Here is a 22,404-nt window from a genome sequence, read left to right on the forward strand (position 1 = left end):
TTCGTCTGCGGGCCTCCCCGGTCTCGGCCTGCCGCGCCCCCCCGTACCGGGCCCGGGCCGCGGCCACCGCCCCACGCAACCGCTTCGGGTGGAACGCGATGTCGTATTGGTGCCGGCGGGTGTGGTCCGGCCCAAGAGAGAGTCGGTGACGGCTCGCGATCCTGATCGTGAGCCCTCTCCCCGATACTCTGCGAAAGGCTCAGCACATGCACGTCGTCCCCGGGTTGAAGGTGTTGTACTTCGGAACTCCGGTGGTTCTGATCAGCTCACTCAACGAAGACGGCACGGCGAACCTCGCACCGATGTCCTCGGCCTGGTGGCTGGGGCAGTCCTGCATGCTCGGCCTCGGCAACGGCGCCCAGACGACCGCGAACCTGCTGCGTGAGGGCGAGTGCGTGCTCAACCTGCCCTCGTCGGCGATGGTCGATTCCGTCGACCGCCTCGCGCTCACCACCGGGAAACCAGCAGTCTCGGACCACAAGGCGAAGCAGGGTTACCGGTACGAGCCGGACAAGTTCTCCGTCGGGCGACTGACCGAGCAGGCATCGGACCTGGTGCGAGCCCCCAGGGTCGCGGAATGCCCCGTCCAACTGGAGTGCAGGGTCGTCTCCGCCCACCCCTTCGGCAGCCCCGTTCCGAGCGCCACGGCCTTTCAGGTCGAGGTCGTTCGTGCCCATGTGGAGGAGGGGTTGGTCATTCCGGGAACTCATTACGTGGATCCGCTCGGCTGGGACCCGCTGATCATGAAGTTCTGCGAGTTCTTCGGCGGCGGCGACAACATTCACCCGTCGAGACTCGCCGAAGGCTGGAACATGCCTCACCGGCACCGGTCGACAGCCGGCTGAGCACGCGACGCCCTGCTCGCCGCACCCGCGGTGGTGGCGGCCCCTGCACGGGCCCGGCTCCGATGCCGTACCGGCTCTGCGCACGGACCACGGGCGCCAGGCCCGCGCCTGGTGCGAGCGGGCTGGACGGTGGACAGGAGCCGGGGCGCGGTCGCCGAGCCGGCGGCGCGACCGTGCTGGCGGGAGGCGAGAACCTGGCCCGCCTCAAGGGCAACGGGCTGTTCGAGCGCGACCGTCACCGCACCCTGGTGAAGCGGATGCAGCACCTCCGTTCCCTGGGCCCACGTCACAACGCCCAACACCGCGGCGGTACGGACGTGGAACTGCAAACGCTCACCAGTGCGCACTTCCGCGGCCCCGTCTTCCTCGGACAGCAGCGTGATGCGCGCGGCGAAGCCGGCGTGTACGTGGATCGAGCCGGGTGCCGCGAGCACCTGCCCCCGCTCGATCCCATCCGCCGCCACACCGCGCAGCAGCAGTCCTACGTTCATGCCCACACAGGCCTCGTCGGGGGCGCATAGGATGCCCGGCATGGCGCTGCGACCTGTTCAGGTGAACATTAAAGCCCTCGACCCCGCGGCGGTCGGCCGGTTCTGGGCGCAGGCGCTCGACTGGCAGGTTTACAGCCCCGGCGTGACCACCTACGTCGGACCCGCCGGAGGCCTCGTCTGGCCGCACCCGGTGGTCGTCGGAATCGATGTCGTTCCCGTCCCGGAAGCCAAGACGGCGACGAAGAACCGGGTGCACCTCGATCTGGCCACCACCTCCGCGGCCCATCAGGCGGAGTTGATCGCGCGCCTCCGGGCTCTCGGCGCGATGCCTGTCGACGTGGGTCAGGGCAATGTGCCATGGACGGTCCTCGCCGACCCCGAGGGCAACGAGTTCTGTGTGCTGGAGCCTCGGGAGGTCTACCGGGACACCGGACCGATCGCCGCGATGGTGGTCGACTGCGCGGACCCGCGGGCCATGGCCCGGTTCTGGGGCGGGGCGCTGGACTGGACCGTGCGCGAAGTGACGGACGACCAAGCGGTGTTGCGCTCCGCCAAGGGTGTGGGCCCGTTTCTGGAATTCCTCCGCGCACCCGGCGAGAAGACCGTGCCGGACCGTGTCCATCTCGACCTGCTGCCCTGCCCCGGCGACGACAAAGCAGCGGAGGTGGCCCGGCTGCGGGCCCTCGGCGCCACCGACCTCGACCTCGGTCAGGGCGACGTTCCGTGGACGTGCCTGGCCGACCCGGAGGGCCACGAGTTCTGCGTCCTCGCCCCGTCCTGACGCGAAGCCCCAACGCCTCACACGTCAACACCGGCGCGGGGCCCGGCGGCGCGGACGCCTCGCGGCCTCGCGGGCGCCGCCGGTGGGTGCCCCAAGCGTCGGTGAACGGGTGCCGCTGGGAACGGACGGGTCGTCAGCCGCCGTCGCTCGTGAGGGTTTCCTTGACCTTGGCGATGGCGAAGCCCCAGCCCTGGCTTACGGTGGGCTTGCCCGGCACGGCGATCTCGCGGGGATTGGTCAGCACGTCCAGGAGGACAGGGCCGGGAGTGTCGAACGCCTGGCGTACGGCGTCGTCCAATGCCGTCGGGTCCGTGACGCGGATGCCGGTCAGGCCCAGGGCGGTGGCGACGGCCGCGAAATCGGGGTTGTCGAGTTCCGTGCCGAATTCGGGCAGACCGGCCTGCTCCTGTTCGAGTTTGACCATGCCCAGGCGCCGGTTGTCGAAGACCACGAGCTTGACCGGCAACCGGTACGTCTTGATGGTCATCAGGTCACCGAGGAGCATGCTCAGGCCTCCGTCGCCGCAGAACGCGACGACCTGGCGTTCGGGCGACCACAGCTGGGCGCCGAGGGCCTGCGGCATGGCGTTGGCCATCGAGCCGAGGTTGTAGGACCCGAGCAGCCGCCGCGTTCCGCGCATGGTGACGAACCGGGAGAGCCAGACGGTGGCCATGCCCGTGTCGGAGGTGAAGACCGCGTCGTCGGCGGCGTGCCGGTCCACGGACGCGGCCAGAGCCTCGGGGCGGATGTCGTGGTCCCGGTTGTCCACCAGGGCGCGCAGCTTGCCCGTCCAGCGGTGGTCGTGGCGGGGGTCGGCGAGCTTGTGCTGGTCCTCGGTCCAGGAGTCGAAGCGGGAGCGGGAGTCGTCGAGGTGGGAGCGGTCGGACACCGCGTCGAGTCGCGGGAGCAGGGCGCGCAGGGTGGCGCCGACGTCCCCGGCCAGCCCCACGTCCACCGGGACCCGTCGGCCCAGGTGTTCGCCCCGGGTGTCGATCTGGACGACCTTGCAGTCCGTGGGATACCAGTCGCGGTACGGGAAGTCGGTGCCCAGCATGACCAGGGTGTCGCAATGGTCGAGTGCGTGGGAGGCGGCGGGGTTGCCGATCAGACCGGTCTGGCCCACCTGGTACGGGTTCTCGTGCTCGAAGCCCTCCTTGGCCTTCAGGGTGAGCACCATGGGTGCCTTGAGCAGCTCCGCCAAGCGCGACACCTCCTCCCGCGCCTCCCGCGCGCCCCGGCCGACCAGCAGCGTGGTCTTGGACCCGGCGTTGACGAGCTCGGCGGCTTCGGCGAGGGCCGGATCGTCGGGCCGGGTCACCGGGCGGTCCAGGGCGAAGCGCACGGGACGGTCATCCTCGATGTCCTGGTCGCCGAGGTCGCCCGGGACGGTCAGGACGGCCACGCCGCCCTGGCTGATCGCCGCACGAACGGCGGATTCCAGCATCCGGGGCATCTGCTGAGGAGAGGTGACCGTCGCCCGGTAGACGGCGACGTCGCGGAAGAGCTGCTCGTTGTCGACTTCCTGGAAGTAGTCGGTGCCCATCTCCGCGAGCGGGACCTGCCCGCAGATGGCCAGGACGGGGGCGTGGCTCTTGGCGGCGTCGTACAGCCCGTTGAGGAGGTGGACCGAGCCGGGGCCCACGGTGCCCATGCACACGCCGAGTCGGCCCGACAGCTGCGCCTGAGCGCCGGCCGCGAAGGCTGCCGCCTCCTCGTGGCGGCAGCCGACCCAGTCCACGCCGTCGGTGGTGCGGATGGCGTCGGTGAGCGGGTTGAGGGCGTCGCCGACGACGCCGAAGACGTGGCGGACGTCCAGTTCCTTCAGTGCGTCGACGATCGCGCGGGCAACGGTGCGTGTCATGAGGCAGTCCTGTGGGGTCGTGGGCGGGCCGGTGCTCGTACGGCTCTGCTCGCAGTCCGGAGGGGAAGCGGTGGGAAGGGGAAGTCGGTCAGGGGGAAGTCGGTGGGAGGGAAGTCGGTCGGGGGAAAGCGGGTCAGCCGGCGAAACGGGCGGGGTCGGCGGCGGCCCAGTCCTCGGCCCAGGAGCTCGGTGCGTCGTCCAGGAGCTGCCCCGGCGTGAGCCACTCGTAGAGTTGCGCACCGGAGCGCACGGTGTGCGGATCGACGCGGTGCATCAGCAGGCCGGGATGCAGTTGCCCCGGGTGGTCGACTCCCATCGCCGCCATGATCTGCAGGGCGCTCTTGACGGTGGCTTCCTGGTAGCGCTGGACGCGCTGCGACTTGTCGGGCACGTCGAGTGCCGCCGCGCGGTGCGGGTCCTGCGTGGCTACGCCGACGGGGCAGGTGTTGGTGTGGCACCGCTGGGCCTGGATGCAGCCCAGGGCGAACATCATCGGCCGGGCGGCGTTGGCGTAGTCCGCGCCCTGCGCCAGCCGCTTGACCAGGTCGCCCCCCGTGGCGACCTTGCCGCTGGCGCCGATCTTGATCCGGTCGCGCAGGCCGGTGCCGACCAGGGCGTTGTGCACGGTGATCAAACCGTCGGTGAGGGGCAGTCCGACGCTGTCGGCGAATTCCAGGGGCGCGGCGCCGGTGCCCCCTTCGGCGCCGTCGACGATGATGAAGTCCGGAGTGATGTCCTCGCTCAGCATGGCCTTGCACACGGCGAGGAACTCGCGGCGCGAGCCCACGCACAGTTTGAAGCCGACCGGCTTGCCGTCCGCCAGCTCACGCATCCGCGCGAGGAACAGAACCAGTCCCCGGGGGGTGGAAAACGCGGTGTGGTAGGGCGGTGAGACGACGGTGACCCCCTCGGGCACCCCGCGCACCGAAGCGATCTCGGAGTTGACCTTCGCGCCCGGGAGCACCCCGCCGATGCCGGGCTTGGCGCCCTGGCTCAGCTTCAGCGAAATGCATTTCACCTGTTCCTTGGCGGCCTTCTCGGCGAACTGCCGCTCGTCGAAATGGCCGTCGTCGCTGCGGCAGCCGAAGTAGCCGGTGCCTATCTCCCAGACCAGGTCACCGCCCGGCCCCAGGTGGTACTCGGACAGACCGCCCTCACCCGTGTCGTGGGCGAAGCCGCCCTGCCGAGCACCGGTGTTGAGCGCCGTGACGGCCTGGGCCGACAAGGAGCCGAAGCTCATGGCCGAGACGTTGAGCAGGGCCATCTCGTAGGGGCGGGTGCAGTAGGGGCCGCCGATCCTGACCCGCGGGGGGTCCTCCTGGACCGGCCGCGGGGCCATGGAGGGGACGAGGTACTCGCTACCCGGCTGGTAGAGGTCACGCTCCGTGCCGAACGGTTCCTCGGCGTCGGTGCCCTTGGCGCGCTCGTAGACGATGCTGCGGGTGTCGCGGTCGAAGGGACGACCGTCGAAGTTCCGCTCGATGAAGTATTGCTGCAGTTCCGGTCGCAGCGTCTCCAGTACGAACCGGAAGTGGCCGAGGACGGGGTAGTTGCGCAGGACCGAGTGCCGCCGCTGGCATACGTCCCACACCGCCAGCGCCACCAGAACGGCCATCGGCACGGCCAGGGCCCACCACCACGCGGAGAGCGCCACGGCCGCAACGGTCGCGGCGCCTGTCAGGACGCCCGGAACCGCGAACACCATCACCTTGAGCTTCGTCATCACACCGCGCTCATGCCCTGACCTCCTCCGCGCATTCGAAGATGATCACACCCGCCGTGCAGAGGACGCAGTGCAGAGGAGGGGGCCGATGGTGCGAGCCCGCGAGCCCGTACCCGCCCGGCACGGGTTCGGCCGTCCGGGTGCGCACGGCCGGCGTTCGGTGTGCCGCAGGTGCGGTCGGACGGGGTCAGGGCCGCGGGGGGCCCGCGGTAAGCAGGGCGGCGAAGGGGATCACCGTGGCCCCGTTGAGTAGGTTGGACACGCCGAACCGCTCCAGGGACTCCTGCTTCTTGGACAGCTTTCCCTCGGCGTTGTAGGAACTCACGGAAAGATCGGACATGCCGCCGTTCTCGTCCAGCATCCGCACCGAACTGATGTAGCGCGGCCTTCGCGTCACATTGATGAGGTTGTTGCTGTAGCGGAGCCGTCCGTGGTGCATGACGTAATCCGGGCAAGGGCTGGGGGAGCAGTCGTAGAATCGGGTGTCCTTTCGGGTCCACGAAAACATGGGGACAATGAATTCGGAGTCGATCTTCGCGCGATCGGCCCTTAGCAGGGCGATTCCCGACGTGGCCATGATCGCGTCATATTTCGCGTCCTTGGGAATCTGGACCACGGCTTGCGATCTTTGTGTGTCGCCGGGGTAAAGCATCAGGCCAGGAGCGATGAACAATCCGGTATTCAGTGACTGGTAGCCGGTGGGCTCGACGTGCAGCTCGGTGTCGATGTTCCACTCCGCGGCCTGCCGCCACTCCTTCCGGTCGAACTTTTCTCTGTCCTTCTCGAATGTGGAGGTACGTCCGGCAACGCGGTACCCCGCCGCGAGGACATAGGCGGGAACCGTACCGGTGTTCTTGATCCTGATCTCCACCGGAAGATGGATCGAGGGGAGAACGGGGTCCGGCACCGGCTTGCCGAATGCGACATTCAGGGAAAAGGTGAGGTCGGCCGCAGCGGGCTGGTAAACGGCCGAGTAGGCGAAATTGGCGGTAGCCAGGACGGCGGTGACGGTCAGTCCCGCCGTGAAGCTCTTCGGGTGCGGGGTCCCCTTCCAGGGCTGTTGCCGCCGCAGCGCCCAGAGAGCCCACAGGGCCCAGAGGGAGATCAGGAGGAACGCCGGTACGTAGGGCGTGTACTCGCGTTCCTCGAACCACAGGAAGAGGAAGACGCCCTCGGTGGCGAGGGCGATGAGCACGCCCACCAGGACCAGCGCCCCCGAGTACGGCAGCGCTCGCTTGCCCCAGAAATCGAAGACGGCTGCTGCCGCGAGCCCCTGCGCCGCGCCCGCGAAGACGAAGAGGAACCCGGTGACACGGCCGGCGAAGGTGAGCGCGCCGAAGGCGTCCACCCGGCCGACGTCAATGAGCAGGAGCATGGACGACAGCAGGCCGGCGACCATCAGGGCGATGACCGCGCGGCGGTGCCACGGGCGGTCCGGCCAGGTGTCGATGCCGCCGTCGCGCCAGGTGACGCACGCGCGGTCGGCCAGGTCGGTGTCCTTCGGGAGCCCGGCCCGCCTCAACTGTTTGCGGAGGTCGCGTACGGACCAGGCACTGCCGGCCGATACCCCGTTGACGGTCACCGCCCGCAGCCCCCGGACGTCCGGCGGATGGACCACCACACTGGGCTTCCTCATGCACCCAGGCTCACGGCTGGGCCGTCCGTGCGCATCCGGGGATACTCCAGAACTCGCCGATCGCCTGCGAACCGACCCCGCCCGCGGAGCCGGCCACCGACCTCACCGGAGACGCACCACCCGCTAGGCGGGAGCGGGGCCCCGATCGCCGAAGGCGTCGACGCCCCACTCCCACCCCCACTCCTGCTCCGCGGGCGCCCCGCTGCGCCGGGTCCGGACGCGCCGGCGGGCTCGCGCCCCGCCGCCGCTACGAGCCGAGGTCGGCCCGGGCGTCGCAATGAGCGGTGGGACGGCTCATGTGCGCGTCCCGGGCTTCGCGCCGTCTGATTCAGACGTGACCTGGTAGGACAGCAACTGCCCGAACAGACCGGGCTGTTGGGCGAGCTGCTGGTAGGTGCCCTCTTGGACGATCTTCCCCTCGTCGAGGACGACGATCCGGTCGGCCACGGCGACGTTGGTGATGCGGTGGGTCACCAACAGGACCACCCGCTCCCGAGCCAGCTCCCGCAGCCGCTGGAAGATCCGGTACTCGGCCCGGGGATCGAGGTTCGCGGTCGGCTCGTCGAGGACCAGCAACCCGGCTTCGCGGAAGAACGCCCTCGCGAGAGCGACGCGTTGCCATTGCCCGCCGCTCAGTTCCTCGCCGTTGAGCCACTCGCGGGCGAGGAGCGTGTCCAGCCCGGCTCCGAGCCTGTCGACGACCTCGTCGGCGCCGGCGGCCGCGCACGCCTCACGCACCGCCGCGTCGCCGCGCGCCGTGGGCTGCCCCAGGGTCACGTTCTCGCGCACGGTCAGGGGCCAGTGGGCGTAGTCCTGCGGGACCAGGGCCACTTGCTCCCACAGCTTCTGCGGGTCGATGTCGCCGGTGGGGACGCCGTCCCACAGCACCTGCCCGCCTGTGGGCAGATACAGGCCGCTGACCAGCTTCGACAGTGTCGACTTGCCCGAGCCGTTGAAGCCGACCAAGGCCGTGACCTCGCCCCGGCGCAAGGTGAGCGAGACGTCGGACAGCGCGTCGCTGTCCTTGCCCGCGTACCGGTGCGTCACCGACCGGATCTCGATCGTCTTCGGTGGCGCCGGCCGGCGCGGGCCCCGCCGCATGCGGAAGCCCCCCGCCTTGTCCAGGAAGCCGCTCCAGTCGTCCATGTAAAGACCCGTACGCACGGCCCGCGCCCCCACCGCCACCAGCCCACGCACCGACTGCCCGACCGTCTGCAGGGCGAAGACCGCCGTCCCGGCGTTCCCGACGCTGATGCGGCCGGTGGCCAGTAGCCATACCACCGCCGCCCACACCACCGCGGAGCCCAGACCGCCGCACAGCGCGCCGACCAGGGACACTCGGGCGCCCTTGTCGGCCGCGGCCCGGTCCTCGCGGTTGATCCGGGCGACCGTCTGGCGGTACCGGCCGGACAAGAAGCCGCTCATGGTGCCGGCGCGGATCTGGTCGGCGGCGTCCTTCGTGTAGATGTGCCAGCGCAGCACCGACAGCATCCGCTGGTCGCCGTTGCTGCGCAGGTTCGCGAGGTAGCGCACCCGCGCGGCACTGACCTGGGCCAGGGCTTGCGGGAGGCTGGCCGCGACGAGGAGCGGCAGGAGGACCCAGTGCACCCCGGCCAGCACGAGCGCCCCGGCGAGGAAGGAGGCCGACGAGGCGATCAGGTCCTGGCCCTCGTCGATCAGGTCACCGGTCACCTGCGCCCCACGGTCGGCCGCCTCGCGGTCCCTGTTGAAGTCCGGTTCGTCGTAGGCGCACAGTTCCACCTCGGCGCAACCGGTCAGCAGCATCTGCTCGGCCTCGCGCGACATCAGCGGGCCCAGCCGGGAGGACAGCCAACTGACGGTGATTCCCAGGAGCGCGCGTACACCTGAAGCTCCGGCCAGCAGGGCCACGGACGGCCACGCCTCCAGCAGCCGGTGGTAGACGTCTCCGCTGCTCAGCAGGGCGGTCAGGGTACCGGCGATGGCGATCAGGCCCAGGGCCTGCATCACGCCGGCGACGACCTGGCAGAGCAAGAGGCCGACGGTCGCCCGCCGGTCGACCCGCCAGGCCAGAGCCAGCGAGCGGCGTACCAGCCGCGGCAGGCGCCGGCCCATGTCACGCATCCGAATGGAGCGGCCGGCCGCTTCACGGCTGCCGGTCAGATCGACGTACCGCATCTGCGGCTCGGGAGCGGCCGTCCGGGAGGCCTCGCCCTGCGCGGACGGCCCCGACGGCGTCGGCAGGGATGGTGTCGGCGGGGCGGTACGCGGCCCCGGGACGCGGTCGGTCGCTGCATCGCTGGGGTCGCTCATGCCGCCCACCCCGCATCCGTACGCGCCGGGCCGAGGTCACCCGCAACGCCGTGCCGGATCACTCCGGGCCGCCGTTCGATTTCGGGAGGACGATGCGTGGGGGTGGGGGCGCTGTTCATGGTGTCCTCCAACTGGGCGGCGGGATGGCACTGGTGCTCCAAAAACGCCAAGGAACTGAGGCCGTAACGGCCCCGGAAGAGGGAAGTGGTCGAACGCGATTACGAACCGAGTGTGCGAGGCAGTGCCTCCGGGGTTCGGCGCGTTTGAACTCACACGTTCGAGTGGAGAGGGGATGCGCGGCACCCGATCAGGGCCTTGCGCAGCCCTTGTCCGGCCCCCGCCGCAGGCCGGCGGGAGCCGCCCCGTGCCGGCAGTCAGGCAGCCGGCGCCCCCGCCCCCGACCACATCCCGCCGCCGTAGCCGGAGGCTTGGGGCGACGGACAGCCGGGGAGGGTAACGGCCGGGGGTGGTTCGCGTGTGGTTGACAGGTGGGGTGCCGGCCGGCGTGGCGTGGTGTCTGGTGCTGCTGGCCTGGGTGCTGCTGCTCGGCGGCGGGCGCGCACGGCCGCTCGGCAGGACGATGTCGCCGGTCGACGTGGGGCTGTTGCGCGGGGGCGTGCGGGGGGCGGCGCAGACAGGGCTGGTCGAGCTGTACCTGGCCGGCGCGGTGGAGGCGGGGTTCCGGCAGACGGTCCGGGGTGTCGAAACCCGGCTGCCGCCGCGAGGCTGCTCCGCGGTGGCCCGTGCGCAGTACGGCGCGCTCTACCGGCGCACGCACCCTCGACGGCTGCAGAACGACGAGCGGGTGCGGCGTGCGATCGGCCAGACGGCCCGGGAGTTGGAGCGTGCGGGGCTGTTGGTGTCCACGAAGCGGCGGTGGGCCGTACGGACACTGCTGCTCCCGGTGTTCGCGGCGGCGCCCGTCGAAGCCGCCGTGGATGGACCGGCGCCGGTGTGGCTGTGGCTCGCCCTCCTCGCCGATGTGGCCGCGGTGGCGTTGTGGTCGAGGTCCCGCCGCACCCCGCGCGGAGCGGTGCTGCTCACCCGGCTGCGCCAGGACCACGCCGGAGCCCGCCGGGCCACGGAGACGGAGCGGCAAGCCCCGGGCACCCTGCTGTTGAGCGTGGCACTGTTCGGCGCCCAGGCGCTGCGGGCCCGGCTCCCGCGATTCACCGAGGACAGCGGGCTGCTGACCCGCGCCCCGAGGGAGCCCATGGAGCGGAGCGGGCGCGGCGGCTGGCACGAGACGTCAGGGGGGTGCGGGGGCTGCGGAGGCTGACGGGCACCGCCCCGTGCCCCGGTGACGAGCAGCCCGCTACCGGTCCCCGCGCCGGTCCCGCCGGCCGCAGCCGCCACCCCGTGATCCCGGGAGTCACGTGCTGTTTCGGCGCGTCGGCGGGTCCCCGGGCGAGCGGGTCGGGAACCTGCCGACGCGCCCGCGTCAGAATCAGGCCGCGTCAGGCCCCTCAGGCCGTGGCGGGGTGGACGGGTCGGGTGTTCAGGCGTCCGGAGCGGGCGAGTGCGGTGACCGCTGCCGCGCATCCGGCTCCGGTCGTCGCCAGTACGGCCCACACCAGCCAGGGGGCGGTGGCGTGCGTGGCGTCCCACAGTGCTCCCAGGACCAGGTTGCCCAAGGTGATGCCGAGGCCGGAGACGGTGTTGTAGAGGCCGTAGTGGGTGGCGACCAACTGGTTGCCGGCCAGGGCCACGACGGTGTCCATCTCGAAGGGGTAGACCAACGCCCCGGCCGCGGCGAGGACGGCGACCGAGAGGGCGAGGGCTGCCGACGTTCCGACCGCGGAACGGGCGGGGGAGACGGCCAGGGGAAGGAACGCCGCGCCCATCGCCGCGAGCCCGGCCGCCAGTGCCTGGTGGGGCGTCCAACGCCGTTTGGCCCAGCCGGTCAGCCGCAGTTGTCCGGTCACCGCCACCGCGGCGGAGATGACGAACAGTCCGCTCGTCGCCTTGGTGCCGTCCGAGCCGAGGGCGGCACCGGCGGCCAGCGGCAGTACGAGGTAGACCTGGAAGGTCAGCACGTAGGAGCCGATCATCGCGGCGGAGAACAGGAGGAACGGCCGGTTGGAGACGACCTGCCGCCACTGCCCCCACACCGACGGCGCCTTCACGTCCGCGTCCTGGCCTTCTGCCCGGGTGGAGGCGCCGGCGTGGCGCGCGGGCAGGGCGCGGACCTGGAGTGCGCTCAGGGCGGCGAAGATCACGGCGGCCGTGGTGCACACGACACGGAAGTCGGCGGCCAGCAGCGCGATCCCGACCAGCGGACCGAGCAGCATCCCGGCCTGGTAGTAGACGTTGAACAGGGCGAACGCGTCCACGCGCCGTTCTCCTGCCTCGGCGGCGAGGTAGGCGCGCACCGCCGGGTTGAACAGGGCGCCTGCGAATCCTGTCGCCGCTGATGCGGCGATCAGCGCGGGGAGGGTGTCGACCCAGCCCAGCAGGGCGAATCCGCAGGTGCGCAGCAGGCAGCCCGTCAGGATCGGGGCCTTGTACCCGAAGCGGTCGGCGATGGTACCGCCGATGAGGAACATGCCCTGCTGGGAGAGGTTGCGCACGCCGAGGACCAGGCCGACCGTCCACGCGGCCAGACCGAGGTCACCCGCCAGGTGGGCGGCGAGGTACGGCATGAGCATGTAGAAGGCCAAATTGATGGCGAACTGGTTCACCATCAGCAACCGGGCGGCGGGTGAGAACGAACGCGTCTGGCCGAGGACGTTCTTCACCGGGCCGCTCCGGCCAGGTCGAGGTCGAAGCTGCCGGCGACCGTGGCGGTGGGTCGGGGACCGGTGACGGTCGGGCAGCGGGTCCAGCGTGTGACCACGGCCTGGTCGCAGTGGGTGATCTCGTCGGGGTCGTCGGCCGGTGGGTGGCCCAGCAACTGGTTGGCCCGGCAGTAGTCGTCGTCGAAGACGGTGGAGAGATATCGGTGGGGGCCGTCGGGGAAGACGGCCGCGATGCGGTGGTCGGCCGGGGAAGTGCGGGCGATGAAGCGGGCGACGAGGGCGACGGCGCCCACGCTCCACCCGCCGGTGGCGTAGCGGGTGCGCGCCAAGGCGCGGGCGGCCCACACCGCTTCGGGAGCGGCGACCCAGTGGACCTCGTCGAACATGTCGTAGGCGACGTTGCGGGGGTAGATCGACGAGCCGAGGCCGCGCATCAAACGGGTGCCGGCGGGCTGCCCGAAGATGGTCGAGGCGCAGCTGTCCACGCCGACCACCCGCAGGGCGGGGAAGAACGCGCGGAGTACGCGCCCGATCCCAGCGGAGTGGCCGCCGGTCCCGACCGAGACGACGAGGGTGTCGATCCGGCCGAGCTGAGCGACCAGCTCGTGCGCGAGCGGCCCGTAGGCGAGCACGTTGTCGGGGTTGTGGTACTGGTCCGGGCACCACGCGTCCGGATCGGTGTCCAGCAGCTCGGCCACCTTCTCCCGGCGGGCCTGCTGCCAACCTCCCCGCGCGTGCGGGGCGGTGACGGTGTGGACCTCGGCGCCGTAGGCGCGCAGGAGCCCCGCGACATTGGCCTCCAGTCCCGGGTCGGTGACCACCGATACGGGATGACCGAAGGTGATGCCGGCCAAGGCCAGGCCAAGGCCCAGGGTGCCCGAGGTCGACTCCACGATCCGGGCGCCGGGTCGAAGTTCCCCGCGCTCGTGGGCGGCGGCCACCATGTACAAAGCGGTGCGGTCCTTGATACCGCCGGGGTTGTGGCCTTCGAGCTTGGCCCAGAACCCGCGCCCGGCCGCGGTGAACGGCTCGCCCACCCACAGCACGGGCGTGTCGCCGACCAGCGCGGCCGGTGTGCCGGCCACCCGGGCGGGGGCAGCCGGCGACAGTGCGGGAGACGAGGGGAAGGAGGCACGGGCGGAGGCGGGGACGGGACCAGGGGCGGAGGCGGGGACGGAGGCAGGGACGGATGACAAGGGGGTGTGGTTCATCGTGACGGCTCTCCCACCGCCGGGTCGCACGGCAGCAGCCGGGACAGCGGTGTGCAAGGTCGAGGGGATCGAACTCGGCTCGTCCTGCCGCACGGGCACGCCGGCAGCGGCGCGCGGTGCGACCGGGCCTGTCAGATCCGCCAGACCTGTAGCATCGCCCGCCCGCCACCGGGCATGGGCACCGCCTGCTGTACCGGTGGTCCCCGTACGGCAAGGGCACCCGGTTGCGCGGCGGCGGCCGGCGTCGTCGCCGGCTGGTGCGGGCCGGCCTTGGCCCCGTCCCGCCCCAGCGCCGGCTCGTAGACATCACTGCACTGGTGCGGCCCGTGATGATGGCTGTCGCACTCGATCGAGCGGGCAGTGGCCTGCCCTGGCGCAGCCTCTCGCGGCGCGGCGGGCGAAGCGGTGGCCGCCGCCGTGAGGGTGTCGACCCGCCAGGAGCCGCCGGCCGGCGGACCGTGGGCACAGCCCAGGGCGTGCAGGACGATGACGAGCACCAGAGCCGGCCACAACGCCCGCGCCACAGCCCGCCGCGCCCTGTCCGCCGCCCCGATCATCACGAGCAGAGGGTAATGGATCGACTACCCAAAGTCCCGCCAGGGTCCTGCTTTGATGTTCACCCCGGGCCTGAGTGCGCACCCGGACCAGCCGTTCTGACATCGTGGTCGGGGACTCCGTCCCCGTGCGCCGGGCTTCGGCCGCCCGGGCGGAGAGATACTGGTCGTGACAGTCGCCTCGTCGGCGAACCGGCTCCCGATACGGGCCGGTCCGGTGGTGGCGCACGTTTGTCGATGTCTCCGAGGGGAGCCGTTCATGACCACGGCGAAAGACCTGTTCATCATTGCCATGGACGCGAGGCCGGAGCACGCCGTGGGACAGGGTGACCTGTCGCTCGCGCTGGCGGCAGCCGAACTGGTCGATCTCATCGGTGCCGGAGCCGCCGTCGTGGACGGCGACCGCATCGTGCCCGGCGGGCCGCCGATGCCGGGCGACCGGCTCTTGGACGAGGCTGCGGCCCTGCTTACCCGACAACCGCCGTACGAGCCGATCGAGGACTGGCTGTGGCGCCGGGGTCGGGACCTCTCGGCCGCGTACCAGGCCGCACTGGAGGAAGACGGCGAACTGACGCGGAAGCGAAGCAGCCGGCTGTCCTTCGGCTCGGAACGCGTGGAACCGGTCGACACGCTTGGCCGCCGCAGGGCAGCCGACCGCTGGGCGGAGAAGGAACCCGTCCTGACCGCCCTCGCCTCGGTCGTCGGCATCGGCGGCGGACGATCCGATGACGAGCGCGGCCACGACGACGAGGCGGTGACGACCGTGTTGGCCGCCGTCCACGACGCGGTGATGGAACTGGAGGCCGTACGCCAGAGGCGGACCATCGAGAACGCGGCCTTCGCCAACCTCTGGCGCGGGCCGTGAGTCTTGTGATGGGCGGTCGGGAGTAGGCCCCGCCCCTGGCGGGGCGCTTGCTCGTCCCGCCCAGCCATGTCCCGGCCTGACCCGCTTGACCTTGACACAGTGACAACGTCTTCACTGCGGTCAAGGAGGTGGGCCCGATGACCATGCCGAAAGAGCATTCGAACGCGAACCGGACCACGGACACGGAAACGGACACCGATAGGGACACCGATACCGGCACCGATACGGAGCGAGCTCTCCAGGGGCTGGGGAACGACAGCTCGTCGGTCCGGCTGCGGACGGCACTCGCACTCGGCACGACCCCGGACCCGGAGTTCGTCGACAAGCTCATAGAGCGGTGCGCGGTCGAACCCGAGTTCTACGTCCGGGAGATGCTGACGTGGGCACTCACCCGCCACGCGCCATCCGTGACGGTCCCGGTGCTCGTCGACGAAGTCCGCTCGGAGCGGGCGCAGGCACGGAGTCAGGCATTGCACACGCTGTCCAAGATCGGGGACCGGGAGGCGTGGCCGGCGATCACACCGGCGCTGCTGTCCGACCCCGATGACGAAGTGGCCCGAAGTGCCTGGCGGGCGGCGGTCGTACTCGTGCCCGAAGGGCAGGAGGGCGCACTGGCCGTACTGTTGGCGGCACAGCTCGGGCGCGGCGAACGCGAGACGCAAGTGAGCCTCAGTCGGGCGCTGGTCGCACTCGGGGAGGTGATGTTGCCGGCGCTGGCCGAGGCGACGACGAAACGCGACCCCAGCGGGCGCGCACACGCGATCGCCACGGAACGGCTGTGGCGCGACCCGGACACCGGCTTCGAGTTCGCGATCGAGGAGGCGAAGCGCGTCGTGGCCCTCGGCGGGTAGGTCCGGAAGGGACGGTAGGCAGTGTTGATCGGCGATGTCGCGCGACGGTCCGGGGTCAGCGCCCGCATGCTCCGGCACTACGAAGAGCTCGGCCTGGTCCGGCCTACGGGCCGTACCGGCTCCGGCTATCGCGAGTACTCCAACGAGGACATCCGCCGAATCTTCCACATCGAGAGCCTGCGGTCATTGGGGCTGTCGCTGCGCGACGTCGGGCGCGCACTGGACGACCCCGGCTTCGCGCCCACGGAGCTCGTCGACGACCTCATCCGCCAGACGCGGGACCGCATCACCGCGGAGACGGAGCTGCTCACCAGGCTGCGCCGCATCGGTGCCGCGGAACCAGCCGGCTGGGAGGCCGTCCTACAAATCGTCCCGCTCCTACAGGCGTTGGGGTCGAAGTGCGCCGGGGCGCGGCAGCGCGCGGCCCTGTCCGCGGTCGAGGAAGTGCCCGTGCCGGCGGAAGCACTGGTCGAGGCCGTCCTGAGCGAGTCGGACCCGAGCGTCGCCGGAGCCCTTCGTTGGGCCCTGGAGCGATCGGGCGGGGCCGGAGGGGGACTCGCGTTGTTGGCGGAGGGCCTCGGCTCAAGCGAGGCCGAAGTGCGCAAACGTGCCGTCCAGTCCATCGGCGAGATTCCCGACGATGCGGCCACCACGCTGTTGCGGGGCGCTCTCACGCACTCCGACGCCGTGGTTCGCAGGTACGCGGCTCTCGCGCTCGGGGCACGCGCGGTGTCCGAGGCGGTTCCCACCCTCATCGACATGATCGTCGAGGACAGGAACGACGCCGACGCGGCCGACGCACTGAGCGCGCTGGCGAGCGATCCCGAGCTGGCGGAGCAGATCGCCACCGGGCTCGTCGACTGCCTCGACCACGACACTGTTGGGCCGTCCGCCCGCCGCCGGGTGACACAGGCACTCGCGGACATCCCCGGCAGCACGGCGTCAACTGCCCTCGTAGCACTGTCACATGACGAAGACCGTGCCGTGGCCCTGACCGCGACGTACGTTCTGAGGCTACGCGACGCACGCTCGTGAGCCGCCGGGCGAAGCGTGTACGCGGCATGTCCGAGCTGCCGTGCTGTCGTGCTGCCGGTGTCCCGGTGCGAGGAGCACGGGCTGGGACCGGCCCACGAACCGCCGGCTACGGCCGTAGCGGTCGCGGCCGGGACCGCACGCGGCACACGGCGTATGGCACGTGGCGCACGGCGCACGGTCAGAGGCGTAGGGCCTGGTCAGGTGGCGGCCAGTGATCGGTTCCCGTGTGGGCGGAGGCGGCCGGTGAGGAAGGCGAGGATCTCGTCGCGGGCCCGGACCGTGGGGTGGCCTACCTCGTCGACGAGATGGGCGGTGACGACGCTGTGCGGAGTGCCGACCAGGTCGGCGAAGAAGGGCGGCGGGGACGGGTTGGCGGCGCTGTCCGGCAGGACGCGCCCGTCAAAGGCGTCGCCGAGCAGGGCGCGGTAGGCGGCGAAGCGTTGCCCCGTGCACCAGCGGTCGCCCTCGAAGCGGTAGGCGAGGACGGTGAGTCCGTCGCGGTGGAGCCGGTCACGCACCTCGCGTGCGTCCGTCGCGTCGAGTTCGAGTCCGCCGGGGTCGTCGAGGGGCAGTGACGGGTGGTTGACCACCGGGGCGATCACCGCCGGTTCCAGGGCCATGGTGAGCGCGAAGTTGCCGGTGAAACACAGGCCGATCGCGCCCACCCCGGGCCCACCGCACTCCGTGTGGGCCTGGCGCGCCAGGCCGCGCAGCCAGAGCGTCACGGGGCTGGTGCCACCCCCGGCGAAGGCACGGAACTCCGCGCTGACACAGGCGCGACGGACGACCTCCCTGCCGCCCTCGGCGGTGGGGAAGGCGCCGTCCGTCCCGAACAGGGAGGGCACATGGACGGTGAAGCCCGCGTCCCGCACCCAGCGCGCGAGCCGCAGGACATCGGGGCTGACGCCCGGCATCTCGGGCAGCACCACGACCGCGGGCCCGGCCCCGGCCACGTACACCGTCTTCTCCACCCCCTCCACGGCCACGCTCCGGCGGGTGAAATCGTTGATCGGGTCGTCATCGCTCATGGGGCCAGCCTGGCCTCGGGACCGGTCGTCGGGTGAGGGGCGGGATCGCCAAGGCCAGGGGCAATCTCGCCACGGCCACGGACACACACGGGCTGTTTCGCGTCCGAAGTGTTCGGCGGTCCCGACCTGTTGACGATGGCCGGGCACATCGCCGGAGCGGACGCGCCCGGCTACCGGGTCACGGTCGTCTCGCCCCGCGGCCGGGTCGCCGCCTCGGGAGGCACGAGTCTGGACGTGCGGTCCTTGCGCGAGGCCGACGTCCTCGTGGTCCCCGGCTTCGCACTTCACCCGGAGGCGGACCTCGACGCGCGGCTCGCCCGGCTGGTCCCCGAGATCGCGGCGAACCGTGCGCAAGGCGCCGCCGGTACCACCGTCGACTCCCTCTGCGTCGGCGCGTTCCTATCGCCGAGGCGGGGCTCCTCGACCGGCGCCGGGCCATCACCTCGTGGCTGTACGCCGGCGAACTGGCCCGGCGCTGCCCCGGTGCCGACGTGCGCGACCGACGGCACGGTACGTCTCCGCAGCACCGGCCGGCTCCTGACGGCGACCCACATCGGCTGACCTTCGGCGCCGGCGCGCACGCACGTGCGCCCGTAGACGGGCCCGTTGACGGCCGGCCGGAAGGCTGCCGCTCTCGATTGCAGATGCCGCACGAGTGATCGTCGTGTCTCGCCCTTTGGCGGCGCCGACGACGGAGAATCGGAGCCGAACCCAAGGAGCCTCATGATCTTCATCACCGCAAAGTTCCAGGTCCGGCCCGAGTACGCGGACCGCTGGCCGCAGATCGCAGCCGATTTCACCGCCGCGACCCGCGCTGAACCCGGCTGTCTTTCCTTCGATTGGTCGCGAAGCATCGACGATCCGACCGAGTACGTCCTGGTCGAAGCGTTCCGCGACGACGAGGCCGGGGCGGCTCACGTCCAGTCCGACCACTTCAAGGAGGCGCGGCAGACCCTGCCGCGCCATCTGGCCGCGACACCCCGCATCGTGAACATGAAGGTGCCGCAGGACGACTGGTCTCTGCTGGGTGAGATGGCTGTCGACGGCCAGTCCTGACGGGCAGGAGCAGATGCGCAACGGGGGACAGTGCCCGGCCGGCGGTTGGAGAACGGGTCAGCGCTTGAACGCGTCCTTACCCCGCTCTTTGACCTGCCGGGCCTTCCCCCGGGCCTCCAGGGCGGCTCCCTTGGCCTCGGTGGTCCTGTTGCCCAAGGCGTGCGCCGCTTTTCTGACCGACTTGCCGATCACCTGCTCGGCCCGGGCCTTGATCTTTTCGCCGGTGCTCATCACCGACCCCTCTCTCACAGCGGCAAAAACGGAAAGCGACTACGGCTACACCGTCAGCCGGAGCCCACGGGGCAGCACGGAGCGGAACGCGAACCGCAGCGCGCGCCGTAGAGCCAGGCCCGCACCCCATGCCAGCAGTCGCACGCCCCACACCGTGAGCCGTAGGAAGATCCAACGCCTGAGCGCCCACAGGGGCCAACGAGCGACCGAGCGGCGGCCACTCCGCTTGAGTCCGTGTCCACCCGAGGCGACCTTCACGAATGTCTCCGACCGACGACGAGCCGGTAGACCGTCAGCAGGATGAGGGAACCGACAATGGCGGCGATCCAGGTGGAGAGCTCGAAGAAGCCGTCAATGGAGTCGACCCCGAAAATCACCTTGCCGAGCCATCCGCCCAGCAAAGCGCCGGCGATGCCGATAAGGATGGTGAGGATGATGCCGCCAGGGTCGCGGCCCGGCATCAGCACCTTCGCGATGATTCCGGCGAGAAGGCCAAGAAGAATCCAGCCGATGACGCCCATGATTTCCTCTTAACGACATGTAAACCCTTTTAAAGGCATATGCACCGCCTGTCCGATTCCAAACATCGGCGACGGCAGGGCTTGGGTACGTGAAGTCGGGTCCGGATGCTGATGATCAGCGTCGCGACCATCACGACGCGGGGTGTGGCGGCGGCTGGACGCCTTCAGTCAGCCCGCCGTGCCGGCGGGGCGTTCCGGCCCGCCGGTGCCTCGGGCGTCGTCGGCAGGCTCTCGCGCAGCCTGTCCAGCAGCGCCCGGGCTGCCGGACTCGCAGGGCCGGGGGATCTCCAGGCAAGGGCGATGCGGGCACGGATCTGAGGGCGGACGATGGTCAGGGTCCGCAGGGGCGCGCCGGAACGCGAGCCGCCCTCCTCCTCAACCTCCTCCTCGCCGCTCGGCAGCACCGCGACGCCCAGCCCCCGGGCGGCGAGCCGGACGAGTACATCCGGCGCCGCCGCCTCGAAGGCGACGCGGGGCCGGAACCCGGCCCGGCCGCAGGCACGTTCGAGCGCCGCGCGCACACCGGTGCCACGCGGGAGGCAGATCAGAGCCCGGTCGCGCAGTCCGGCCAGCGGGATGCCCGTACGGTCCGCACCCTCGAAGACCGGGTCGCCGGCTTCGGCGACGACGGCCAACGGAACGTCGATCACCGTCTGGAGCGACAAGCCGGGCGGCGGTGCCTCATCGGTCGGCCCCAGAAGGGCGACGTCGAGCTCCCCGGCCAACAGCGCCGCCTGCATCCGCTCCGACGTGTCCTCGGTGAGCGCGATCTCCAAGGCGGGGTGGGCCTCGTGGAAGTCCGCGAGGAACGCGGCGATGTCGAAGGTGTGGCCGGTGGCCCCGGAGACCATGCCCAGCGAGGCCCGACCGCGCAACAGCCCCGTGTACGCGTCGACCGTCTCGCGCACCGCGTCCGCGGCGGCCAGCGCCGCCCGCGCGTACGGCAGGACCGCCTGTCCCGTCTCGGTCGGCGTCACCGACCGGTGCGAGCGATAGAGCAACGGTTGACCCAACTCATGTTCCAACTGCCGGACTTGAGCGCTCAGGCCCGGCTGCGCCAAGTGCAGGCGGGCCGCCGCCCGCGTGAAGCTGCCCTCTTCGACGACAGTGACGAAGTAGCGCAGCTGGCGAAGTTCCATAACTGCGCATGCTAGATGGCAGCAGAACTATCTATTGGCCATATGGAAGAGCCGCCCGCACGCTTGATCGCATGGAAAGAGTGACGACAATCAAGGACAAGCGGGCCGTTATCAAGGCCGCCATCGCCGCGGAACGCCGTCAGCTGGCCGACCTCTTCGACGGCCTGCGGGCCGACGAGTGGAATGCGCCCAGCCTCTGTGAAGGGTGGAAGGTCCGCGAGGTCGTCGCGCACATGTCGATGGGCTTTCGGCTGTCCCTGCCCGCCACACTGGGCGAACTGGTCAAGGCCGGAGGAAACCTCCACCGCATGACCGACCGCGTCGCCCGCCGCGACGCGGCCGCCCACTCCGGAGCGGAACTCGGAGCCTTCCTGCGTGACAACGCCGACCACCCGTGGACGCCGCCGGTCGGCGGGCTTCCCGCCGCCTTGGGCCACGACGTGGTCCACGGGTTGGACGTCACGACCGCCCTCGGGCTCGACCGGCGCGTCCCCGATGACCGGCTCCGCATCCTGCTCGATGACATCAAACCCCGCGGCCTGAAGTTCTTCGGTGTCGACCTCACCGGAATCCGGCTGTGTGCAGAGGATATTGACTGGTCCTACGGAGCGGGGGACCCGGTATACGGAGCCGCCCAGGATCTCCTCCTGCTGACCTTCGGCCGCCGTCTGCCGCCCGGCCGCCTCAGGGGTCGCGTGAGCAACCGCTTCACCCGCCGGTGACGGCCGTGCCCACTCGGCCCGGCGCGGTTAAGGGTTCCGACCGACCCGTGGATGGGTGTTGCGGTGGGTTCGTACACCTTGGGTTGCCGGCCGACCTTGCGTCGACGAGCTTCGGCGGGCGCGGCGGATGAAGGCGAACATCTGCCGCTTGGTGCCCTCGCCGAGCACGCTCATCGAGTCGATCGCGGCGTCCTCGGAGGAGATCTCGACCTTGTCCACGCGGCGGTCAAGTGCAGCGGCCTCAAGCGCACGCGATTCCCCCTCGCCCACGCATGTTGGCGTTACCGCGAAGGAGTGACCTCAGACACGACTCCGTTTATTGACGAAACCCACCGGTCAGCGGCCGACGGCCCGACCGTGTGCGCGGCCCGGCGGCCCGTGACTCGTTCTCCGCCCGCTCAGTCCAGGTCGTATCCGAAGGTGTAGGGGACGGACGGTTCGCCGTGCCGGGCGAGGAAGCTGCCGGTGCCGCGCAGGCCGGTCAGTTCGCCCGTGCCGGAGCCGGGCACGACTTCGAAGGAACAGTGGGTCGAGCCGTCCTGTCGGAACGTGCCGCGCTCCTCGAGGGCGAAGGTGCCCGTCCGGCCGTCGAGGGTCCCGGTGAGCACCTCCAAGCCGGTGTAGGAGCCGGTCGCCGCAGTCAGGTAGGCGATCGTGTACGCGCAGACGGTGCCGGCGGCCTCGATGCCGCCGGAGAAGGTGTTCGCGACCGAGGCCTGTGCCAGCCGAGGCAGCGTGTCGGCGGGGCCGGCGGGGCGCTCCTCCCAGTCGGCGGAGGTGAAGTGGCCGGTGGCGGTGCGCGTGGGCATGGGGGTCCTTTCGAC

The 22,404-nt window shown here is 71.0% G+C and carries 23 protein-coding genes; 10 read left to right on the plus strand and 13 right to left on the minus strand.

Annotation, left to right across the window (positions count from 1 at the left end):
- The first annotated feature begins 206 nt into the window (after window positions 1-206).
- From ACV7NM_RS30390 to ACV7NM_RS30400, 3 genes are all read left to right on the plus strand, one after another.
- Window positions 207-845: a flavin reductase family protein gene (locus tag ACV7NM_RS30390; protein ID WP_463413312.1), complete on the plus strand. Its 639-nt coding sequence runs from the start codon at window positions 207-209 to the stop codon at window positions 843-845.
- 173 nt (window positions 846-1,018) lie between these two features.
- Window positions 1,019-1,366: a hypothetical protein gene (locus tag ACV7NM_RS30395; RefSeq protein WP_463413313.1), complete on the plus strand. Its 348-nt coding sequence runs from the start codon at window positions 1,019-1,021 to the stop codon at window positions 1,364-1,366.
- Between the two features lie 10 nt (window positions 1,367-1,376).
- Window positions 1,377-2,117, plus strand: a complete 741-nt coding sequence (locus ACV7NM_RS30400) for a VOC family protein (protein ID WP_463413314.1) — start codon at window positions 1,377-1,379, stop codon at window positions 2,115-2,117.
- A gap of 133 nt (window positions 2,118-2,250) precedes the next feature.
- Here ACV7NM_RS30400 and ACV7NM_RS30405 read toward each other — a convergent pair whose 3' ends face one another.
- The 4 genes from ACV7NM_RS30405 to ACV7NM_RS30420 form a co-directional block, all read right to left on the minus strand.
- On the minus strand, window positions 2,251-3,978 hold the full coding sequence (locus ACV7NM_RS30405; protein ID WP_463413315.1) for a thiamine pyrophosphate-dependent enzyme: 1,728 nt from the start codon (window positions 3,976-3,978) through the stop codon (window positions 2,251-2,253).
- A 133-nt stretch (window positions 3,979-4,111) separates the two neighbouring features.
- Window positions 4,112-5,683, minus strand: a complete 1,572-nt coding sequence (locus ACV7NM_RS30410; RefSeq protein WP_463414119.1) for an FMN-binding glutamate synthase family protein — start codon at window positions 5,681-5,683, stop codon at window positions 4,112-4,114.
- A 205-nt stretch (window positions 5,684-5,888) separates the two neighbouring features.
- Window positions 5,889-7,283, minus strand: coding sequence for a hypothetical protein (locus ACV7NM_RS30415; protein ID WP_463413316.1), 1,395 nt, complete (start codon window positions 7,281-7,283; stop codon window positions 5,889-5,891).
- A gap of 348 nt (window positions 7,284-7,631) precedes the next feature.
- On the minus strand, window positions 7,632-9,494 hold the full coding sequence (locus tag ACV7NM_RS30420; protein ID WP_463414120.1) for an ABC transporter ATP-binding protein: 1,863 nt from the start codon (window positions 9,492-9,494) through the stop codon (window positions 7,632-7,634).
- Between the two features lie 610 nt (window positions 9,495-10,104).
- Here ACV7NM_RS30420 and ACV7NM_RS30425 point away from each other — a divergent pair.
- The gene (locus tag ACV7NM_RS30425; protein ID WP_463413317.1) at window positions 10,105-10,908 is read left to right on the plus strand and encodes a TIGR04222 domain-containing membrane protein; all 804 of its coding nucleotides are present in this window, start codon (window positions 10,105-10,107) and stop codon (window positions 10,906-10,908) included.
- Between the two features lie 187 nt (window positions 10,909-11,095).
- Here ACV7NM_RS30425 and ACV7NM_RS30430 read toward each other — a convergent pair whose 3' ends face one another.
- The 3 genes from ACV7NM_RS30430 to ACV7NM_RS30440 form a co-directional block, all read right to left on the minus strand.
- On the minus strand, window positions 11,096-12,367 hold the full coding sequence (locus ACV7NM_RS30430) for an MFS transporter (protein ID WP_463413318.1): 1,272 nt from the start codon (window positions 12,365-12,367) through the stop codon (window positions 11,096-11,098).
- Complete coding sequence (locus ACV7NM_RS30435) at window positions 12,364-13,452, minus strand: PLP-dependent cysteine synthase family protein (RefSeq protein ID WP_463413319.1); 1,089 nt, start codon at window positions 13,450-13,452, stop codon at window positions 12,364-12,366. Before ACV7NM_RS30435 ends, ACV7NM_RS30430 begins: the two co-directional genes overlap by 4 nt.
- 257 nt (window positions 13,453-13,709) lie before the next feature.
- The gene (locus ACV7NM_RS30440; protein ID WP_463413320.1) at window positions 13,710-14,138 is read right to left on the minus strand and encodes a hypothetical protein; all 429 of its coding nucleotides are present in this window, start codon (window positions 14,136-14,138) and stop codon (window positions 13,710-13,712) included.
- Window positions 14,139-14,391: 253 nt separating this feature from the next.
- On the opposite strand from ACV7NM_RS30440, the gene ACV7NM_RS30445 reads away from it, so the two are divergent.
- The 3 genes from ACV7NM_RS30445 (at window position 14,392) to ACV7NM_RS30455 (ending at window position 16,883) form a co-directional block, all read left to right on the plus strand.
- Window positions 14,392-14,997 (plus strand): GOLPH3/VPS74 family protein, encoded by a 606-nt coding sequence (locus ACV7NM_RS30445; protein ID WP_463413321.1) that lies wholly within the window; start codon window positions 14,392-14,394, stop codon window positions 14,995-14,997.
- Window positions 14,998-15,134: 137 nt separating this feature from the next.
- Window positions 15,135-15,848, plus strand: a complete 714-nt coding sequence (locus ACV7NM_RS30450; protein ID WP_463413322.1) for a HEAT repeat domain-containing protein — start codon at window positions 15,135-15,137, stop codon at window positions 15,846-15,848.
- A 21-nt stretch (window positions 15,849-15,869) separates the two neighbouring features.
- Window positions 15,870-16,883, plus strand: coding sequence for a HEAT repeat domain-containing protein (locus ACV7NM_RS30455; protein ID WP_463413323.1), 1,014 nt, complete (start codon window positions 15,870-15,872; stop codon window positions 16,881-16,883).
- A 197-nt stretch (window positions 16,884-17,080) separates the two neighbouring features.
- On the opposite strand, the gene ACV7NM_RS30460 is transcribed toward ACV7NM_RS30455, so the two are convergent.
- Window positions 17,081-17,911 carry a dienelactone hydrolase family protein gene (locus ACV7NM_RS30460; RefSeq protein ID WP_463413324.1) on the minus strand — a complete coding sequence of 277 codons (831 nt, stop codon included), beginning with the start codon at window positions 17,909-17,911 and terminating at the stop codon, window positions 17,081-17,083.
- 108 nt (window positions 17,912-18,019) lie between these two features.
- Here ACV7NM_RS30460 and ACV7NM_RS30465 point away from each other — a divergent pair, with 108 nt between their 5' ends.
- Together ACV7NM_RS30465 and ACV7NM_RS30470 are read left to right on the plus strand one after the other, a co-directional pair.
- Window positions 18,020-18,472 carry a hypothetical protein gene (locus tag ACV7NM_RS30465; protein WP_463413325.1) on the plus strand — a complete coding sequence of 151 codons (453 nt, stop codon included), beginning with the start codon at window positions 18,020-18,022 and terminating at the stop codon, window positions 18,470-18,472.
- A gap of 162 nt (window positions 18,473-18,634) precedes the next feature.
- Entirely contained in the window at window positions 18,635-18,967 is a 333-nt protein-coding gene (locus ACV7NM_RS30470) for a putative quinol monooxygenase (protein ID WP_463413326.1), read from the plus strand.
- A 57-nt stretch (window positions 18,968-19,024) separates the two neighbouring features.
- Here ACV7NM_RS30470 and ACV7NM_RS30475 read toward each other — a convergent pair whose 3' ends face one another.
- The 3 genes from ACV7NM_RS30475 to ACV7NM_RS30485 all read right to left on the minus strand — a co-directional run bounded on the left by ACV7NM_RS30475 (window position 19,025) and on the right by ACV7NM_RS30485 (window position 20,858).
- On the minus strand, window positions 19,025-19,198 hold the full coding sequence (locus ACV7NM_RS30475; protein ID WP_463413327.1) for a CsbD family protein: 174 nt from the start codon (window positions 19,196-19,198) through the stop codon (window positions 19,025-19,027).
- Between the two features lie 254 nt (window positions 19,199-19,452).
- Window positions 19,453-19,719 (minus strand): GlsB/YeaQ/YmgE family stress response membrane protein, encoded by a 267-nt coding sequence (locus tag ACV7NM_RS30480; RefSeq protein ID WP_463413328.1) that lies wholly within the window; start codon window positions 19,717-19,719, stop codon window positions 19,453-19,455.
- A 164-nt stretch (window positions 19,720-19,883) separates the two neighbouring features.
- Complete coding sequence (locus ACV7NM_RS30485; RefSeq protein ID WP_463413329.1) at window positions 19,884-20,858, minus strand: LysR family transcriptional regulator; 975 nt, start codon at window positions 20,856-20,858, stop codon at window positions 19,884-19,886.
- Between the two features lie 89 nt (window positions 20,859-20,947).
- Between ACV7NM_RS30485 and ACV7NM_RS30490 the strand changes: the two genes are divergently transcribed.
- Window positions 20,948-21,580: a maleylpyruvate isomerase family mycothiol-dependent enzyme gene (locus tag ACV7NM_RS30490; RefSeq protein ID WP_463414121.1), complete on the plus strand. Its 633-nt coding sequence runs from the start codon at window positions 20,948-20,950 to the stop codon at window positions 21,578-21,580.
- A 27-nt stretch (window positions 21,581-21,607) separates the two neighbouring features.
- On the opposite strand, the gene ACV7NM_RS30495 is transcribed toward ACV7NM_RS30490, so the two are convergent.
- Window positions 21,608-21,799 carry a hypothetical protein gene (locus ACV7NM_RS30495; RefSeq protein ID WP_463413330.1) on the minus strand — a complete coding sequence of 64 codons (192 nt, stop codon included), beginning with the start codon at window positions 21,797-21,799 and terminating at the stop codon, window positions 21,608-21,610.
- A 179-nt stretch (window positions 21,800-21,978) separates the two neighbouring features.
- The gene (locus tag ACV7NM_RS30500; RefSeq protein ID WP_463413331.1) at window positions 21,979-22,389 is read right to left on the minus strand and encodes a DUF3224 domain-containing protein; all 411 of its coding nucleotides are present in this window, start codon (window positions 22,387-22,389) and stop codon (window positions 21,979-21,981) included.
- Window positions 22,390-22,404 lie beyond the last annotated feature (15 nt).

It is taken from the genome of Streptomyces sp. Tek67B01, from assembly GCF_055231995.1.

Excerpts from the sequence above, each read along its gene's own strand:
- ACV7NM_RS30390 (WP_463413312.1), top strand. The coding sequence starts at position 207 with ATGCACGTCGTCCCCGGGTTGAAGGTGTTGTACTTCGGAACTCCGGTG.
- ACV7NM_RS30400 (WP_463413314.1), top strand. The coding sequence starts at position 1,377 with ATGGCGCTGCGACCTGTTCAGGTGAACATTAAAGCCCTCGACCCCGCG.
- ACV7NM_RS30405 (WP_463413315.1), bottom strand. The coding sequence starts at position 3,978 with ATGACACGCACCGTTGCCCGCGCGATCGTCGACGCACTGAAGGAACTG.
- ACV7NM_RS30410 (WP_463414119.1), bottom strand. The coding sequence starts at position 5,683 with ATGGTGTTCGCGGTTCCGGGCGTCCTGACAGGCGCCGCGACCGTTGCG.
- ACV7NM_RS30420 (WP_463414120.1), bottom strand. The coding sequence starts at position 9,494 with ATGCGGTACGTCGATCTGACCGGCAGCCGTGAAGCGGCCGGCCGCTCC.
- ACV7NM_RS30445 (WP_463413321.1), top strand. The coding sequence starts at position 14,392 with ATGACCACGGCGAAAGACCTGTTCATCATTGCCATGGACGCGAGGCCG.
- ACV7NM_RS30450 (WP_463413322.1), top strand. The coding sequence starts at position 15,135 with ATGACCATGCCGAAAGAGCATTCGAACGCGAACCGGACCACGGACACG.
- ACV7NM_RS30460 (WP_463413324.1), bottom strand. The coding sequence starts at position 17,911 with ATGAGCGATGACGACCCGATCAACGATTTCACCCGCCGGAGCGTGGCC.
- ACV7NM_RS30470 (WP_463413326.1), top strand. The coding sequence starts at position 18,635 with ATGATCTTCATCACCGCAAAGTTCCAGGTCCGGCCCGAGTACGCGGAC.
- ACV7NM_RS30475 (WP_463413327.1), bottom strand. The coding sequence starts at position 19,198 with ATGAGCACCGGCGAAAAGATCAAGGCCCGGGCCGAGCAGGTGATCGGC.
- ACV7NM_RS30480 (WP_463413328.1), bottom strand. The coding sequence starts at position 19,719 with ATGGGCGTCATCGGCTGGATTCTTCTTGGCCTTCTCGCCGGAATCATC.
- ACV7NM_RS30485 (WP_463413329.1), bottom strand. The coding sequence starts at position 20,858 with ATGGAACTTCGCCAGCTGCGCTACTTCGTCACTGTCGTCGAAGAGGGC.
- ACV7NM_RS30500 (WP_463413331.1), bottom strand. The coding sequence starts at position 22,389 with ATGCCCACGCGCACCGCCACCGGCCACTTCACCTCCGCCGACTGGGAG.